At 46.6% G+C, this 18,374-nt stretch carries 10 protein-coding genes and 1 pseudogene; 1 reads left to right on the top strand and 10 read right to left on the bottom strand.

Translation table 11 applies throughout. From position 1 onward, the window contains the following. Nucleotides 1–26 precede the first annotated feature (26 nt). From QF049_RS23845 to srtB, 9 genes are all read right to left on the bottom strand, one after another. The gene (locus QF049_RS23845; RefSeq protein ID WP_307541036.1) at nucleotides 27–812 is read right to left on the bottom strand and encodes a sensor histidine kinase; all 786 of its coding nucleotides are present in this window, start codon (nucleotides 810–812) and stop codon (nucleotides 27–29) included. 730 nt (nucleotides 813–1,542) lie between these two features. After that, complete coding sequence (locus QF049_RS23840; RefSeq protein ID WP_307541034.1) at nucleotides 1,543–2,682, bottom strand: 5-methyltetrahydropteroyltriglutamate--homocysteine S-methyltransferase; 1,140 nt, start codon at nucleotides 2,680–2,682, stop codon at nucleotides 1,543–1,545. Between the two features lie 188 nt (nucleotides 2,683–2,870). Beyond that, the gene (locus QF049_RS23835; protein ID WP_307541032.1) at nucleotides 2,871–3,596 is read right to left on the bottom strand and encodes a response regulator transcription factor; all 726 of its coding nucleotides are present in this window, start codon (nucleotides 3,594–3,596) and stop codon (nucleotides 2,871–2,873) included. Beyond that, nucleotides 3,571–5,325, bottom strand: coding sequence for a sensor histidine kinase (locus QF049_RS23830; RefSeq protein WP_307541030.1), 1,755 nt, complete (start codon nucleotides 5,323–5,325; stop codon nucleotides 3,571–3,573). Before QF049_RS23830 ends, QF049_RS23835 begins: the two co-directional genes overlap by 26 nt. 134 nt (nucleotides 5,326–5,459) lie before the next feature. Continuing rightward, on the bottom strand, nucleotides 5,460–8,321 hold the full coding sequence (locus tag QF049_RS23825; protein WP_307541028.1) for an S-layer homology domain-containing protein: 2,862 nt from the start codon (nucleotides 8,319–8,321) through the stop codon (nucleotides 5,460–5,462). Nucleotides 8,322–8,659: 338 nt separating this feature from the next. Next, entirely contained in the window at nucleotides 8,660–10,513 is a 1,854-nt protein-coding gene (locus QF049_RS23820) for a hypothetical protein (protein WP_307541026.1), read from the bottom strand. Nucleotides 10,514–10,524: 11 nt separating this feature from the next. Next, nucleotides 10,525–12,816, bottom strand: coding sequence for a glycosyltransferase family 2 protein (locus tag QF049_RS23815; RefSeq protein WP_307541024.1), 2,292 nt, complete (start codon nucleotides 12,814–12,816; stop codon nucleotides 10,525–10,527). Then, a complete protein-coding gene (locus QF049_RS23810; protein WP_307541022.1) occupies nucleotides 12,816–13,910 on the bottom strand; it encodes a bifunctional glycosyltransferase family 2/GtrA family protein in 1,095 nt (364 codons plus the stop codon). The genes QF049_RS23815 and QF049_RS23810 overlap by 1 nt, the downstream gene beginning before the upstream one ends. Nucleotides 13,911–14,097: 187 nt before the next feature. Beyond that, complete coding sequence (srtB, locus tag QF049_RS23805) at nucleotides 14,098–14,874, bottom strand: class B sortase (protein WP_307541020.1); 777 nt, start codon at nucleotides 14,872–14,874, stop codon at nucleotides 14,098–14,100. Between the two features lie 206 nt (nucleotides 14,875–15,080). Here srtB and QF049_RS31420 point away from each other — a divergent pair, with 206 nt between their 5' ends. Beyond that, nucleotides 15,081–15,500 (top strand): hypothetical protein, encoded by a 420-nt coding sequence (locus tag QF049_RS31420; protein ID WP_373428361.1) that lies wholly within the window; start codon nucleotides 15,081–15,083, stop codon nucleotides 15,498–15,500. Between the two features lie 830 nt (nucleotides 15,501–16,330). Here QF049_RS31420 and QF049_RS31500 read toward each other — a convergent pair. Then, nucleotides 16,331–18,088, bottom strand: a pseudogene (locus QF049_RS31500) (prealbumin-like fold domain-containing protein); the annotation flags it as partial. Nucleotides 18,089–18,374: the final 286 nt, after the last annotated feature.

Below are 18,374 nucleotides of genomic sequence, written 5' to 3'. Positions count from 1 at the left end.
ACTACTGTCGCTGTTTTTTTATAACCTCATGCCGTCGATCTATAGCTACCAAAGCGAATCGCCACGGAAGTTCCATGACCTTGCGAACTGTGATATTTAATATGCCCTCCATACTTCTCCACAATGTTAAAGCAGATCATTAATCCCAGTCCTGTCCCATTATGTTTCAATGAATAAAACGGAGTACCCAGTGACTTTACCTGATCCTCTGACATTCCACTTCCCTCATCGATTATTTTTATCTCAACGTGATGTTTCACTCTCTTGGCTGTCACTTGGACGGTTTGACCAGCATTCGAAGCTTCCAACGCATTTTTGATGAGATTCATTAGTAATTGCTTGAACTCAATCGTATTAATATGAATCATACAATCCTTATCTACCTGTATATGAATATGTTTATCCGATAACATTGCATAGGAGCTGAGCAGGCCTGTTACACTTTCAATAACCTTCCTTACATCCACTATCTCCGGTTGTAGATCTTTATTGGGTTTGGCCAAGGTCAAAAATTGAGAAGTAACATGTTCAACGGTGTTTAGTTCATCAATCATCAAAGCAAACTTGCTTCTCACAGGATCACTGAAGGAAGGGTCTTGCCGATATAACTGCAAAAACCCTCGAACAACGGTTACCGGGTTTCTGATTTCATGTGCGACAGAAGCGGTTAAATGGGCGATCATCTTCAAACGCTCCGATTGTTGTAATTGCTCCGAATATAGTTGCTGCTTACGTATACGGCTAAAGGTCAGATGGAAAATAAGAAATAAGATCACCTGACTCGCGACAATATTAACGAGGTTGCCCACCATATCACCATACAAATAGACATAGACCTCCCCTTGATCAATTAGATAGATATATCCAAACATAATAGTGATAAATATTCCATTTAGAATCAACGAGAAATAGAACAATTTGAGATCGAAAAATAGAATGGCGAGCGCAGGAATAAGACAAATGAGAATATAGGTTGTCCAAGTCTGGGGATATAAAAAAATAAGCGTATAAAAGTATAAAAATCCAGACATAACGACACTCAACCGAAGGGAGAATTTGCTATACTTTGGATAAATTATTAGAAATATAGACAAAACTGGTACACACAGGAAATGCACAGCATATCCGAGTGTCACTTCGTTCCAATCTATCGTAGACTGTACTAATCCGAATACCATCAGAAAAATAATCGTTAGCGTGGACATATAGTATATTTTTCGGTTCAACTGACTTTGCAATTCTTTCATGATTTCACCACTTTATATTAATATCAGACGTATGTATGCAATTCTTCATGGGGCAATGTAGAGTACCCTTGATACGCATTCTACACTTCATTGTATCTTATTTGACGATCTACATACTACGATTTCGACAAATTATGACCGGGCTAAGCATTGCCTAATCCAACGTTCATGTGCAAAAGAACGATCAACATAAAAAAACCGTACGGGATCATTTGCCCGTACGGCTCGATAATATCGGTTAATTCAGTTATGGCCTATACATTACTTATGGACATTATTAATAAATGAGCCTGAATTACTTCCAGATCTCTTCGGCAATTTCCTTAATGAACGCAAGCTTGCTCCATTGCTGTTCCTCTGTCAGATGGTTGCCTTCTTCCGTGGATGCGAAGCCGCATTGCGGACTCAGGCAGATCCGGTCCAGATCGACGTATTGTCGAGCTTCCTCAATCCGTTTCAGAATATCCTCCTTGTTCTCCAACTCACCGATTTTGGAAGAGAACACGCCCAGTACCACCTGCTGATTGTCTTTCAGGAAACGAAGTGGTTTGAAATCACCCGCCCGTTCCGTATCGAACTCCAAATAGAAGCCGGAGTAGTTTTCGATGCTCAGAAGCGTCTGCGCGATTGGCTCATAACCCCCGCCGACACCGGCAAATGTCGAAACATAATTACCGCGGCAGACATGAGTCGTTACTACGAGGTCTTCCGGCAAGCCGGACACCACTGTTTCGTTCAGTTTTGCAAGTTCGTTCGCATAATCAGCCACATTCACGCCGATCTGCTCCATCAACGCCATGAACTGTTTGTCACACAATGCACCCCAAGTGCAATCGTCAATCTGAATGCTGCGGCAGCCTGCTTCATAGAAGGCCAAGATAGACGCTTTGTACGCCCCAGCAATGTCCGAGAGGAGCTCTTGGCGATTCGGATAGATGGCCTGGGTGCTTTCCTTGTTATCCGCCCGGTCCAATTCGAACAGGAACTGCGCAGCCGCTGGAATGGATTGACGGGCAACGACGTCGTCACCAGCCGTATTCCTCAAAAAGGCATAGTGCGCTACAAACGGATGACTGCTGTAGCTTATTTTGCCGGTCAGGCGGGCTGTCTCCGGTCTGGATTTCGCACCGTTGAACTGATAGCCTTCCTCGATGATTGTCCGCTCTACACCATCCAATCCCCAGAAAAAATCCAGATGCCACCAGGAGCGGCGGAATTCACCGTCCGTTACAGCCTGAAGACCAACCTCTTTTTGCTTCTGCACGAGCTTTACAATTTCGGCGTTCTCCACTACATTCAACTGTTCAGCGGTAATGTCGCCATTGTGGAATTGTGATCTGGCTTCTTTTAACGCATCCGGCCGCAGGAAGCTGCCAACGATATCATATCGAAACGGGGTAACCGTTCTTTTTTTAGGTTCAGTTTGAGTGCTCATAGGTAATCTCCTCGTTTATCATTATAAAATTAAATATAACATATCCGATCGGATTTACCGTTCTAGGAAAGAACTATAGCCCGTTATAGTTTTTGGATATAGCCAGCGAGAAAAATGGTGTATCCCAAATATAAGCTATTTTATTTTATGATACGATGCCCCCATGTTCATTAAGCCGCTTGCTGTCTTCATAATAATTCGGGGTCGTTCTTTTCATGAAGAAACTTACCCCTGCGTATGATAGGGTTACTCCCGCTACCTATAACGGCAAGCTCATGTGCCCGGGCAACCGCACTAACACGATTATGTGCCTCAAGTTTCGAGAATATATGTCTTACATGAACCTTGACGGTGCTCAAGCTGATCTGTAGCTGTTCAGCTATTTCTTCATTAGTCAATCCCGCTGCAATGCCCTGTAGTACTTCTCTCTCTCGCGATGTCAGTGGTGCGACCAGCGTCGGTGCTTCCACCACATATGATATATTGGATATAGACTCGTCTTCATTGGCTGCATGGTTACCAGCCCATCTCTCAGTTGACTCATCTGACGATATACTGCGTTTATTCATTGCTCTTGTGATCGTCTGAGCCAGCCGAATTCTAGAAATTGGCTTGACTATATAGTCTAATGGATAAACGTCATAGGCATTCAGCGCAAATTCTGCGTGGGAGGTTGTAAACACAATATCAAGTTCAGCACGAATTGAGCGCAAGCTGCGAGCCAAGTCTAATCCATTGTCCCCAGCGATCATGATGTCCAAAATAGCTAGATCCACGTTGCTGCCCCGGACAAAGTCCAGTGCCCCTGCCGCATCTCGGAAGCTTCCGACAAGCTTAACGCCTTCCATATTTGACAGCATTCGCTTCATAGCGAGCAGCATCGCGAACTCATCGTCCACGATAAGAACTTTCATCTCCTGTTCCGCCTCTCATGGTGAAGTGAAACACACTTCCTTCGCCTAATTTGCTATCCGCCCACAAGACTCCGCCACTTCGCTGGGCGAATTGTCGGCTCACGATCAGTCCAAGTCCCGTACCTTTCTCGCCCAAGGTGCCCGGCAATGAACCCAGCCGCATTTCTCCGAATAATTGCCGAACGTACTCCTCTTCCATACCGATCCCATTATCGCGGATAGAAACAATTACCTTATCTCCCGATAGATGAGCGGATACATGGATGGAGCCACCAACCCCGGTAAATTTAATAGCGTTGGATAACAGATTACGAATGATTAATCCAAGTGCTTCCCGATCTACATACACACGAGTGCCTGAAGCAATACTGCAATTCACCCTAATCTGTTTAACCTCACTTTGAATATGCAGCATATGAAAGCATTCCTCCACAACTTCAGTTAACTCCAATAACTGTGGACGAAGCACCATGTCTTCTCTCTGACTGCGGAACCATTCTAATAAATTATTCGTCATTCCCAGTGTAGTGCGAGTCTGGTTCCCCAACTGCTCGATGATTTCCCGATGATCTGGCCTGAAGCTTTCTCTATCTTCTTCCAACAACTCAACGAGTTGAAACTGCACCGCCAGCGGAGTACGAATATCGTGTGATACGATTGTAACCAGTTGATCCTTCAATTGGCTGAGGTGAGCAATTTGATCCAAATGCTGCTGTTTCTCCGTAATATCGAAAATCAGAGAGATAACCCCTTGTCTCTGCTTACGCTGCGTATGCAGCGGATATACGTTAATACTGTACATTTTTCTTTCGCCATCCAACCAAACTTCAATCTCGACATTGCCCGGTTGCATAGACTCGCACAACGTGTACCAATTGGGCCATCTTGCAAGCAAATCCGTAATATTCTGACCAGAAATGGAGGGATGACCCAGCTTCGAGAACCACTCGGAGGCTTGTTTGTTGTTGTCGATGATCTTGCCCGAAGCATTCGCAATTAGAATACTCTCCTGTAGTGTATCAAGCACCATGTTCCTTGCAAATGGAACGATAGAGAAAAACTTGAATCGCAACACAATCACGAGCATGATCATACCTATAAAACTGCAGTAAACCGTAAACGAAAGGAGCCACGAGGACCATGCAGGGTGCACGAATCTAATAATCTCAAAAACAACAGAAAAAGAGGCGAAAAACAGAACCCACATGATCGGTTTTCGCAAATCACCGCGAATATTCCGAATATATTGAAATAACAAATAAAAAGATATAGCTACAATACTATAACAAATCATCGAGAACATAATGGAATATCCCGTTTTTACTGTGGCCAAATGACCATCATGAAGTTCTATTGATCGATAGATCATATGTAACTCTGAATTGAACCACATGAGCAGTGACCAGAGTGCGAATATGATGAAAAGCCCAATCTTCCAGCGGGGTCTAAGAAACTTGTCTCGACCGATTAATTCGAGGGTGAACAATAAAAAGAAAGGCACCATTAAACTAAGAGCCGTTTGATGTACATTGCGAAAAATCAGCTTGTCTCCTAATTCATAGCTGCTTCTCTCCAGAATGACACCGATGGAGTAAATAATTCGGCATACAATGACACCGAGAAGATACTTTACACCACGCTCTTTTCTGAACCCGTATACCGAGATAAGAATGATGCAGGTCATCATTACCGAAGCAATCATAACAACAAGCTCTATTGTGGAATTCATGAGGGAGGTCCTTTATGGATGAATTAGAAAAATAATATTAAAAAAAACCTATATAACAGGAGTTTCTCTCCACATTATATAGGTCTCTCTAATACAAGACAACAAATTGCAATAAGTTCTATCTCACCTTGAGATTAGTATAGTGACTTCCAGAGTCTGAGCATTACGACGGCTGCTTCCGCTCTGGTTGTCATTCCATCCGGTACGAATTGGTTGTCTCCCCGACCTTGCAGGAGCCCATTCTCTTGTGCTGCTTTCACATAAGATCGTGACCAAGCTGGAATGCTTGCACGATCAGAGAAGTTTAGATCAGGCTCGATATCTGCCTCCCACTTCAGCGCTTTTGCAAGCATTACTGCCATTTCTGCCCGATCGATCTCCTGCTGCGGGCGAAATGTTCCATCCGGGTATCCGTTGAGAATTCCCTCGATTGCTCCCGTGTGAATGGCCAATTGCGCCCATTCGGGTGAACTGTCCTTATCACTGAAGGGATTGGCAACTGATTGTTGCACGCTTGGAATCTGGAGTGTTCGCAGCAACATGACGGCAAACTCTGCCCGTGTTACGGTTCTATCAGGAGCAAAGCTATTTGTATTCACACCTTCAACGATCTGCAATCTCGCTGCTTCACAAATATCCATCTTTGCCCAGTGAGCCTGAATGTCTGTAAAAGCACATTCGGGACTCGCAGATGTGTTTTCGTTATCATCAAGACGTGTAACCGTAATGGTGTAGACCTTACGGGTTCCATTTTCCGCTTGGACGGTAATCTTAATCGTCTGAGTTCCCACGACTAAAGGAATGTTTGTCGTATCAATTACAGGCTTACTCAGCAGCTTAACGACTGCCTTCGAATCAGCAGCAACCCAGTGAAGCACCAGTTGTTCACCAGATGTCTCCATGGTATACTCCGTAATCTCTGGAGCAAATTGAGGCGTTAGTTCCTCTGTGGAACCTCCAACACGAAGAGTTAATTGAGCCAGATTTGCGTTAGGAGATTGCTCTACGCTGGATGATCCCGATCCTCCTGCTCCTGATCCTCCTCCTGATCCTCCACCGGAGCTTACGACATCTACTGTCCGAAGCACGGACGCGGCTGCATTTCCAGAGCTATCCTGCACTTTGTAAGTAAGTACATAGCTTCCCGCTAGATTCACATTTACCGTTCCGGTCACCTTGATCTGCGAGGTCAAATCACCATCAACCGCATCTTGCGCTTTTGCGCCAGGATCTGTGTAGGCACTGCCTACCTTCATTTGCATGGACGGACTTCCAATCAACGTAATGATCGGCGGCGTCACATCCACTGTGAACGTATGTATCGCTGAATCCGGGCCCACATTGCCCGCTACGTCGCTTGCCCTCGTCTTCACCATATGCGTGCCTTCTGGCAATGGCGATTCTACCGTCCACGCCCAGCTTCCGTTACTCCCTGCCGTTGCCGTTCCCGCAACAGTTCCGTCCAGTACAACCGTGACCGTAGCTCCCGCTTCCGACGTGCCGCTAACCGTTGGCGTCGCATTATTCGTCATGTGTCCGTTGCTCGGAATCGTAATGATCGGTGCCGCTGGAGGTGTCTTATCCTCTACCTCAAACGTTAAGGATTGCAACTGCTCATGCGCTGGAACCGAATCGCTTGCTGTTATTTTTATCGTATAGGTTCCCGGTGTGTAGGTGCTCTCGTCGATCGTGACCGGAAAGTTAAAGGTCTGATTGCTACTTGTAGCGTTAATTGCATATACATCTTGAGTTACAGTACCATTCGAAGCATTCTTGATCGTATAGCTAACTTCCAGAGGCTCACCAATGCTACCATCCCGGACATAACCGGAGACCATGAAGTGGTTATCCCCAGGTTCAGTGGAATACGTCGCTGATGAGAGCGGATCCACCCTTAACACGGGAGAGAAAGACTTCAAGTAGGGGGGACTCACGTCCTCTTGAATGCCCCAAATCGCGGAATCCCACCCTGTATAAGTGGCCCACTCTTTCATCGCGTCCTGACTCATTGCTCCGTCTGTTCCTGATTGGTTGCCTGTCGTATTGAGCCCGGGATTGTCGCTCAAGTTCCAATAAGAGTTGGCGATGGACATACCGCTGTCAATGATGATGTTGTTATCTCCGACCAAACCACCAGCTAAGCCGTTGTCACGCGTGACAGTCCCCGTTGCATAACTATTCTCAACAGTTCCAGAATTCCCTGCACCTATTAACCCGCCGATAGCCGCATTACCAACGCCCGTCACATGACCCGTTGCATAACTGTTACGAATATTGCTACTGCCACTATAATAACCAACTAACCCGCCAGCATTTCTGTCGCTTGACACGTCACCTGTTGCGTAACTCTTTTCGATAATACTATTACCGTTATACCCCACTAATCCCCCTACATTAGGGCCGTCCGAATATATGCGAACGTGCGCATCGCTGTTCACTAGAGTAATATATGAACTTTGTCCGACTATCCCGCCAGTTGAATAACCATTATTACGTATCTCACCGGTTACTGAAACACGGTCTAACATATGGTGAGTACTCGAAGCAAAGGCTACACCAGCAATTCCGCCGACTTGGGCGGACGTATTAGATGATGTAATGTTCACATTCACCAGTCGCACATTGTTAATCGTTGCAGGCTCGCGCATAGCACCGAACAGACCAATGTAATCAGCAGATGAGACGATTTTCATTCCACTAATCGTATAACCAGCTCCATCCAATTGACCTTCAAACGCATTAGCGAGTGAGGTGCCGATCGGATTCCAATTGTCATAGGAGGTTAAATCAATGTCAGATTGGAGCTTATAACTTGCCCTCAAGTCATCTCGAACATGATCCAAATCCTCTGCTGTACGTATGATATACGGATCGATTGGACTGCCATTTCCTCCTCCGCTGAAAACATGTGCCGCCTGAACAGGCAACGGCCCCAATCCCATCCAAGGGCCAATCGCAAGCAAAACAACGATAACAACCATCCATTTTCTTTTCATTATGTATTCCCCACTCCTTTTTCCGCTTTCACAATCCGTCTCTCACCTCAACGCTTTTGTAAGCATCATCGGTCATTCACATTAAAGTCCTACTATACATTTTATTGCCCATCCTATCTATTGACCGAAAGGAGTAGAGGAAGTGAAACGGAAATGGCCAAGGCCTTCACTAGCCAGCAGTTAAGAGAAATAAGCCAACTCCGTTGATGGAATCAGCTTGTTTATTTCTCAACCACCAGAGTAACTGGCTAATCTAAAAAGAGGCAGATGCTAGCTAACCGCACCTACCTCTTTCTTTCCCATCCACATCATGACTTGACTGGAACAGCATGTATAGCCTAAGTCAGTGTAAGAACAACCTCATCCCCGGAACGGGTGATTTTGTAGATACCTTCCTGCATGTCGATGCCATAATGCTTTTTGAGCAACCACTTGGCATTGAGATCCGTCTCGACGACCACCAGATAATCGTAGCCGCTCAACAGGTTGTCCATATTGTCCTCATAGAACAACACGATTCCGTCCACATGAGGAGCATACAAGAAATACTTCCCTACATATTGCATGTAATAGTTCGTGACCTGTTGGTCCCTGTCTGAGGCGTAGAAGAGATATCTGTTATTATCCTCTTGCCCACCTGAGTACCACCGATCACCAGTAACCGCATGAATCTTGTAAGGGAGCGTTGTATCATAGCTTTGGGCGATAGACACGATACCATTGTATTCGGACAAAAGGATGGTGGCCGCAACCGCCATACAGCCGATAATGCCTTTTTGATAATGGCCTTTCGTCTCAACCGTCTTAAAAGATTGATAATCAGGCACTTCACCGATCCGATAGTGGAACGAACGCTCCAGGTCGATCGCAGCGCACAACACCAGTCCACCGGCGAACAGCACCACGATACTGGACGCATAACGCTCAAATCCAGCCAGGACAATTGCTTCATCCAATGGCATGGAGAAGAGATACAACGCCAGAATACCCGCATAGTACAGTAACAGAACAACGTCCAAAGCAATCAATACTTTCCACAAGTTCCACTTCTTCTTGAGCACAACGATGGCAAATACAGATGCTGCAATCGCGATAAGCTGGAAAATAACAATGCCGATCACTGGCCGTGTCGTCAGATCCGTACTGGCCTTGAGGAAAGTCCACAGAATATCACGCATCTGCTCTGGCGTTTTGCCGGCTTGAATCCCCGAGGTAGCCACATCGAACTTGTTATCAATCCCTTGGAACACTGTTGCCATTCGCCAGCTCCATCCGAAGTAGGGAATCAGCGCACCACAGATCGTACCCACTACAGCGAGCGCTGTTTTCCAACTGAGCTTTTGCTTATGTTTTAGCCATATATACACTAGGAAAATCAGACCGATCGCGGCGAAAATAATACCCGTGCTTTTGATGATGGTCAGTAATCCCGCAAGCGGAAGAACAACAATACATGCTTTTTTGATCTCATTACGATATTGGTAGATCACCGCCAGGATTGCGAGCGCGTAGATCGGAAGCAAGAAATCCACGAGCAGATTGGTGATCCGAATCGTAAGATTGAAAAAAGAAAGTGTAGATAATCCGAGGCCGAGAAAAGCGTACAGAAGAAAGCGTTTCTTCTCCGAAACAATGCCAAACATGGCATAAAAACAAGAAAAGATAAGCAGACCTTGTGCCAAAAGCATCACGGACTGGGAGTGCCCCATGAAGCGACAGACATAATAAATAAACGACGAAGTCCCCAGCGGATAGTTTTTAAAATCAATCAGGTTGGAGTCTGGCGTCGGAAAGGCATCTGTACTCAACATCTGCTTCAATACGATAGCCCAGTGTGAGAAATTATCGTAATGTGTTAATTGGTTCTGAAAGAGTACCAGCAAGAAAACAAAAGTCCCTGCCAGAAATGAAAATTGGAATATGGAAAAGGACATACGTAATGATGCCCCTCGGCGCAGCCTGAGAAACAGCATTCCCCCATACAAAAGTAAACCTACAATTAGAATGACAAGGCTGCCCGTAAAGAGCTGCCCTGCCAAACCACTCAGAAAAACAAAGCAGGCAATCGAGGAAAACACAAATACAGGGATGAACTCCCAACGTAGTGATAGTGCCTTCCGTACAAACTGCATATAACCAAGAAAGGAGAATATCAATAAAACTCCCATCACAAAATGAAGCACAATGAGCATCTTTATCTCTCCTAACCCTCTCTGGTGGAACGATCGGAATGTGGCTGAATCAGATCCGTCAGCAATTGGTCGATCAGGCCCTTCTCTACAATATCATCGATATTCTCCACCGAGAAGAGCACTTCGCGCTCACGGGCTGTCGTTTTTCCCGTATGTTGCAGAATGACTTCAATATTACTCTTCGTATAAAAAGTAACCACCGCTCCTGCCGCAATATCCCCATGGAAACCCGTCGCGGAAAAGAAACGATAATTGAAGCTACGCAGCGTACAGCTAGCATCATTGGTGAAATGAACTGGAAGCTGAAGGGAAAGCCGCGGCATTTTTCGCTGATCCGATCTGGGTTGAACAATCCGTTTTTTCACATTACGTAACATATCGTCATAAGCCGTATCCCACAGATTCATCTGCTCTGGCAAGGAGTGTTTACGGTCGTAGATGATTTGCATGTATTGGCGGTTATCATTCTCATCAATCGGCTGAACCGTTGCGGAGTATCGCCAGCCCTCTCCATCCTGTTTCACATAAACGATGACTGCATCGAGATTGGCCTCATACCGGTCGGTTTTGACGACCAAAGAGATGATTTTCTGTTCAGCCAAATAAATGGGATAAGGAACATAGAAGGCAATACCTTGCTCAGATACATCCACCGTCTTGGCCTGATATCGCAGATTGTTGGCTTGGTCGTGAATCGTGACATCTTCCTGCGCCCGAATCCGTTCTGTCTCCCGGTACGCACGGCGGCCGATCATGAAGAACAGGGCGTAACACAGCGCAATCATGTTATGAATCAGCCAGAAAATAATGATACTGCTGAAGAACAATGCAATGCCGTACTTGCCATTGACATACCGAATCACGGCTGCAATGGAAAGCAACAGCAAGAAGATATGCGGAAGTGCATATAACAGAGCAGACATCCATTGTCGACCGCTTGCTCTGCTTTTGTTGGTAACCTTGAATTTTTTCTCACGAATGCCCAGCGTCTCCAGGAGAACCGGCCAGATCAGATAAGGCATGAATATGGTATCGATAACCTGACTCCAGCGCTGATTCCGAATATTGCTGGACAGATATCGCATGGATACACTGTAGAAGAAATAAGATGGAAGCCAGAATATTAAGATTTGCCAGAAGGTGGTGTTCACAATCTGGAAGTCGAATAACGCAAATAAAATAGGTGCCAAAATGAAAATCAACCGATTAAAGAAGGACCACCAGTATAAGAAACTGCTTAAGTAAGTTACTCTCGTCCAGAAAGGAAGCTTCCCAGACAAGGGTGCACGCGTATTCTGCAGGCTCTGAATGATACCCCGTGCCCAACGAATTCGTTGCTTAATCATGCTCTTCACTGTTGTTGTTGTCTGCCCGGCAGCTTGAACCTCTTGAGTGGCATAGGTAATGTAACCTTCCTGCTGCAAGCGGATGCTTGTCTCAAAATCCTCGGTGATCGTATTGAGTGGAAAACCTCCGATGTCTTCCATGCCCTGCCGGGAAATGATGGTATTACTTCCTGTATAGGCTACCGCATTGGAGGCATTACGCAGGATGTTCACTTCTCTGGAGAAGAAATCCTGTTCATTCGGAATACCTTGCTCTGCATACAGGTTGAACTGGAATAGATCCGGATTGTAGAAGCTTTGCGGGGTCTGTACCAGACCAAGCTTGAACTTAGGGTCCATCTCGTCCTCTCGGCGAGGACGCCATACCTCATTCTCCTTAATAAACGTGGAGAGCATGAAATAGGGTACCGTTTTCATCAAAAAGGTGTGCTGTGGAATCATATCCGCATCAAACGTTGCAATGAGCGGCGAAGAGCTTTTGCTCAGCGCATTGTTCAGATTACCAGACTTGGCATCCTTGTTTCCGGGGAACCCCAGATACCCCACGCCAAACTGTCTGGCAAGCTCCTCCACCTCTGGTCTTGCTCCATCGTCACAGAGATAGATATGAACCTTCTGCTTGTCCGGGTAATCCATGAACGTACAGGCATTAACGGTTTTATATAACAGATCAACGGGCTCATTATGCGTAGCAATAAATACATCCACATCCGGATAATACTCCGGCGGAACGATTGGAAAATCGAGCTGTGTACGTTCTTTTTGCATCTTTTGAAAGAATAATTCAAAGGTTGTCAGTACGGTGACTGTTTCTGCCACAATCAGTAACATACCAAAAATGACGTTCAGAACGCCCTCACCCCATGGCAATGTAAAGAACGTACGCCACACCAAATAAATCGACATCAGGATCATCGTGATGACAAAAAATATATTCTGCCTTTTTTCGTTTTGCACTACAACTGCTTCCTCCTTGCTGCAAATACCCATCTTCGCTGCAATTGGAAACTGAGCAGGAACAGCAAGGCATCACAGACGAATTTCGCCAATTTCTCATCTACGAAGAGAACGGTATGGAATATATATACACCGGTACTGGACAGCAAGATCACTACTCCGCATAACGTTAGATAGCGCCATAGACTTCCCTGGCTATTCTCCTTGCGAAATACAAAGTGTCTGTTCAGTACATAGTTGACTACAATGGAAATAACTCTCGCAATCACGGTTGCAAGCAGAATTCTTAAATAGTGCTGCTCACCCAACACGGGCCGCAACGCGTCTATTAAAAACCAGGCAATGCCCAAATCCACAACAGAACTGGCCACCGATGATGAGATGAACCGCAGGAAATTGGAGAACAACACCCCCATGACCCGAGCACTATCCTGGATCGCTTTAAAATGAGTGCCCGCATTGCCATTCTCATAAATGACTTGGATTGGCATGGTATGAATCGGTATCCCAGACTGAATGCACGAGATGAGCATCTGCAGCTCATATTCAAATCGAGTGCCGCGAACATCCTGCATAAACGCAAGTAACCCTGGACCGAAGGCACGAAGCCCAGTCTGGGTATCTGACAGCTTTTTACCATACAGCATGGCAAAAATAAAGGAGGTCATTCGATTGCCTAACAGGGACTTTGGCGGTATGTTCCCCTCACTGAAGTTCCTTACCCCGAGCACCAACGAGTCCGGATGGAGCCTTGCTTCTTGGGCTATGCGGTATACATCCTCAGCCGCGTGCTGTCCGTCTGAATCAGCGGTTACAACGAAGGAAGATGCCTCGAATTGCTTTCCTATATACTGAAATCCGGTCTTGAGTGCCGCACCCTTCCCCAGATTTTCAGTGTGCGTCAGCAGAGCACAACCGTTCTCGCTAAGCTCCTCGAAAATCGACTGGTAGGCATCACCAGATCCGTCGTCCACAATAACAATATTAGTAAATCCATACTCTCGCAATTGCCTTACATAGGCTGGAAGTCTTTCATCCGGTTCAAGCGATGGAATGAGGATGATCGTTTCGCCGTTTTGTCTACCTATAATCATCCTGATAAGCCTCAATTCGACATATTTTTGCAAAATCTTTTGGAATAAAGTGAGTATAACATCGATATGTTATACAGTAAACGAATAACCCCTCATCCTCTCTGGGACTACTCTGGAACAAAAAATCACGCCCTCCAAAGGGAGGACGCAATATGGATCAGATTGATTTTCGTGTGTCAACATCGCATTAACGCTTTCGGGCGATCACCGCTAACCGGCCATGTTCAGTGGAGTACTCACACGTGGAGAGTACAATAAGTTTGTCGCCATATTGAGCTGTTACTCCCGTATCATAAAGAGCGAGTTTTTTGACGTTCTGAACATATGAATCAAACTCATCTGGCGAATTCACATGTTCAATCTGGTAGTATTTAAACACGTCGTCCGATTTGCGATACACTTTTGATAGAATAACAGCCACAATCTCATACTCCGCCTTTTCGTAAAGCGTACTAAACTGGAACGTAGCATGTTCTTGATAAAAACTTTCGTTCTTGTACTTCATTAAATCTTTAAACATCCAGCCGCTTTTCATGTGATGACCATGAATTAGCAAAATGTCTGAATCATTGGTCGCACTATGCGCGTCCAAAAAGGGAAGGCCGCCTTGGTTTTCGTTTTTATCAAAGTCATGATTGAGATAGTACTCCGAATCCTGCGGGTTCTGCATGACTGGGTACTCAATTCGGGTACCGTCAATCTTCAGCCAGCCGAAGATGTCTGAGTTCCTCTCATAAAGCCCTCGGAATTCGGGAAGCATAACCGGCTCATTGTCCTTATTGAACAAAAGGGAGGGGAATGCATCCCCTCCACCATCGTCTGACCCTTCTTTCCAAACCTTTGTTAACTCTTCGATTTTCTGCTTCTCGGCATAGTCTCGCAAGAAAGTCCTCGCAATACTGACAAGAGAAAATACCAACACAAGCAAGGAAACAGCGATAAGAACTTTTTTAGTTTTGCTCATTTTCTTACCGCCTTCCCTTCCATTACTGGATGTGCTTTTTCTTCTTGTTACCGAGCAGACAGAACCCGATCGTCATTATGGACATCAGCGCCAAAACCATATACAAGAATGGCGATACGCTGTTGTCTCCAGTTTTCGGAGCATCGTCCAACTCGTTGCTAACGTTCTTAGGCTGATCGTTACCACTGCCCGGATCTGGCGTTACGGTGCCTGGATCTGGCGTTACGGTGCCTGGATCTGGCGTTACGGTGCCCGGATCTGGCGTTACGGTGCCTGGATCTGGCGTTACGGTGCCCGGATCTGGCGTTACGGTGCCCGGATCTGGCGTTACGGTGCCCGGATCTGGCGTTGCGGTGCCTGGATCTGGCGTTACGGTGCCCGGATCTGGCGTTACGGTGCCTGGATCTGGCGTTACGGTGCCTGGATCTGGCGTTACGGTGCCCGGATCTGGCGTTACGGTGCCCGGATCTGGCGTTACGGTGCCGCCACCGTTGTTACCATTACCGCCGGTGCCGCCACCAGAACGAACCGGCTTCATTGGCACGTCGTATCTTACAATGTCAAAATCGACTGAAATTGTACCACTCGTATGCGTTTCGTATCCGTCTTTCGTTACGATCAGATAGTAATCCGCTTCTGGAAACACCATGTACGCATAGAAACCATTTGTGTCACTATCCTGCTCTGGGCTTGCGTTGTCGTGCGGTGGAAAATTCGGAACCGCAGGGAGCGTAACTTTTGTACCCGGAATGCGGCCTTTATCTCTATTGCGCTGAGTGTCCGCATAATACAGTGTAACTTTAGCTCCTTCAATTTTCTTCCCAGTGTTGGCATCTCCTGTCGTTTCATCATAAACCGTACCGTAAGGGTCCACCAGTTCCTCGGAGATATTAAGCTCCCCGTTCGCTTTCACGTCCAGTTGCGTTACTTTGAGGAGCAATTCTTCGCCCGTCTCAGTTTCATAACGAACTTCCATTGTGTACTTCTGTTCGCTTAGCCCTTCCACGGAGAACGTTCCATTTGAAGCCATCGGGAATGCCTTAGGGCGACCGTTTTCTTCAATATAAGTCCCGTCACTGTTCCTCAAATAAATATGCATGTGGCTGGTGAACAAATCGTTGAACAGTTCTGTTGTTCCGTTCAGTTGCTTGAACAGAATAATTCCCACAGCCGTAATGTCTGCTGGAACTGTCTCGTCCGTTACACTGCTGTTCACATTTGCTTTTTGCGTAAACTCGACAGGCACATCCTTACCACCTACCCGATACCACTTCGTATATGTGATCGTGTAGTCCGTATCCGCTGTGGCTGGAATTGCATATTCACCCTTCTCATTCGTATGCGTCTGAATCTCTTCGCCTGTCTTCAGATCGGTTACCGTAATCGGCGCATTCGGAATGACTTCTCCTGTGTTGTTGTTACGCAATACGCCTTCCAGATAAGGGCGAGTATTGACAAAATGTGCTTCAGACACTTTTTTCTCTGGAATCGTGCCCGTGTGAGTGAGACTCTCTGGACCTGTCACATAACCATCTTTCGTATAATCATCCTGAGTCACCTTATACTGGAGATTGATTGGCAGTCCTTGCACAGTGAGCGTCTGACCATCTGTAAGTTCGAAGGTATCTCCGTCCTTGATCATGCCCTTGCTGCCGTCTGACTTCACATATTCGTAGGATTCATCCGATCCGTCACCTATGAAGGTAACCGTGTACTTGAATGGCACCTTTTTGTCGTCATCTTTGCCTTTAACTGTGTTGCTGATTAACAGGCCGCCCTTCAATACTCGTACATTCGTAAACGGGGCATCTTTATCTTGGCCCTTCATGACTCCGGTATAATGCCGTTCGTTAGGCATGGTCACGTATTCGTCACTTGTGTAGTCTTTCTGCGTCACCGTGTATTTTAGATCCTTAGGCAGACCCACAATTTCCAGCTTCTCTCCATCCTGAAGTGTGAAGGATTCGCCAGATTTGATCGTGCCCGGTGTACTCGTCGCGCCATTCGACTTCGTATACGTGTAGCTTCCATCCTTGCCTATTTCTTCAAAGATGACCGTGTACTCGAACGCCTTCGTCTTGTCACCGCCATTGCCCATGACTGTATTGCTGATCGTCAGCTTGTTGACGGTCCGATCATTGGTAAAGTCCGCTTCGCGATCGGCCCCCGCCATGACTCCCTCATCAGACAAAGCCACAGGGGTAGTCGCGTAGCCGTCATTCGTGTAACCGTCCTGGGTGATGGTATACTTCAAATTCTCTGGCAGATCCTTAATTATAACGGTCTGACCATGTTTGAGCTCGAAGGTATCGCCGGATTTGATCGTGCCCGTCGTGCCGTCTGAATGCTCGTAATTGTAAGTTTGACCTTTTCCTGCATCGTCGAAGGTCACCGTGTATTTAAACGGCTTGTCCGGTTCTGCGCCATCCCCCGTGACGGTATTGCTTACGGTCAGATTGTTAACGTAACGCTTGTTGATGAAATCCGCCTTGTGGTCGCCTTTATCCACGATTGTACCGGATAACTCTCTCGTCTCCGGCATGGTCGTATAACCGTCAGCGGTCGTATAATCGCCCTCAGTTACAGTATAGACCAGGCCCGCAGGCAATGCCGGGATCGTCACAGTTTGCCCGTGCTTGAGAGTAATCTTGTCACCGCTCTTGATCTTGCCATACGTATTATCTGGCTTCTTATACGTGTACTCTCCGTCCTCGCCTTCGCCGGTGAAGGTCACGGTGTATTCAAAAACTTTAAAAGCATCGCTACCGTTGCCTTCCACCTTATTACTGATGGTCAGCTTACCTTGGGCCGGCGTAGGCACGACCAGTGGATGAGTGCTATCTACCAGATTACCGTCCACCCAGATAGGGTTAAATGGGGTACTAGACACACGTACGTTATAAACTCGCTCGGTAGGCAGATAGGTCGTCTCGTCGATCCAGGTTTCTTTCAGATCGTAAAGTCCTACCTCGACGTTAAAAATCAGCTCGCCTTTGCTGTCGGTTAATCCCTTGATCGGATTGTCATTCTTGTCACGAGCTACCGAACCGTCCTTGTTGTAAAGCGTAAACTCTACGCCCTGCAGCGGCTTGCCGTCCGGGTCAACCTTTTTCAGCTTCAGAATAGGCTGCCATCCAGCGCCGCCACTAATATCTGCACTTTCTACCGTGTATTCGGCATGGCTGCTAACACCCTTGGCTGCATCGTCGCCCATCATCTGCACATTGTTGCCCGCCTTGTCGCCAACACCGAGCACAGTGCTGTCGATTTCAGTCTGGTAGATCAACAGATACAGCTTGTTCGGGTTCGCCATCTTGAAGGTCAGAGTCGTTGTCCCGTCTGCCTCCTTGTTCGCCGTCACCTTGACCTCGCTGTCAGGAGCGTACAGATCAAGAGCCTCGCCGTCCTTCGTCAAAGCTCCGCTAGCCGTTAGCTTGGCAGGATAGACCGCCATATCGGGAGCCCGGAGCGAGAGTCGGTCAAATTCGTCATTGCGCAGT

It is taken from the genome of Paenibacillus sp. W4I10, from assembly GCF_030816325.1.
Classification (GTDB): Bacteria; Bacillota; Bacilli; order Paenibacillales; family Paenibacillaceae; genus Paenibacillus; species Paenibacillus amylolyticus_B.
Note: the sequence above shows the minus strand (reverse complement) of the source record. Positions and strands in the feature narration are given on the sequence as shown.

Coding starts and splice junctions, on each gene's coding strand:
- QF049_RS23845 (WP_307541036.1), bottom strand. CDS start 812: ATGGTGGGCAACCTCGTTAATATTGTCGCGAGTCAGGTGATCTTATTT.
- QF049_RS23840 (WP_307541034.1), bottom strand. CDS start 2,682: ATGAGCACTCAAACTGAACCTAAAAAAAGAACGGTTACCCCGTTTCGA.
- QF049_RS23835 (WP_307541032.1), bottom strand. CDS start 3,596: ATGAAAGTTCTTATCGTGGACGATGAGTTCGCGATGCTGCTCGCTATG.
- QF049_RS23830 (WP_307541030.1), bottom strand. CDS start 5,325: ATGAATTCCACAATAGAGCTTGTTGTTATGATTGCTTCGGTAATGATG.
- QF049_RS23825 (WP_307541028.1), bottom strand. CDS start 8,321: ATGAAAAGAAAATGGATGGTTGTTATCGTTGTTTTGCTTGCGATTGGC.
- QF049_RS23820 (WP_307541026.1), bottom strand. CDS start 10,513: ATGCTCATTGTGCTTCATTTTGTGATGGGAGTTTTATTGATATTCTCC.
- QF049_RS23810 (WP_307541022.1), bottom strand. CDS start 13,910: ATGATTATAGGTAGACAAAACGGCGAAACGATCATCCTCATTCCATCG.
- srtB (WP_307541020.1), bottom strand. CDS start 14,874: ATGAGCAAAACTAAAAAAGTTCTTATCGCTGTTTCCTTGCTTGTGTTG.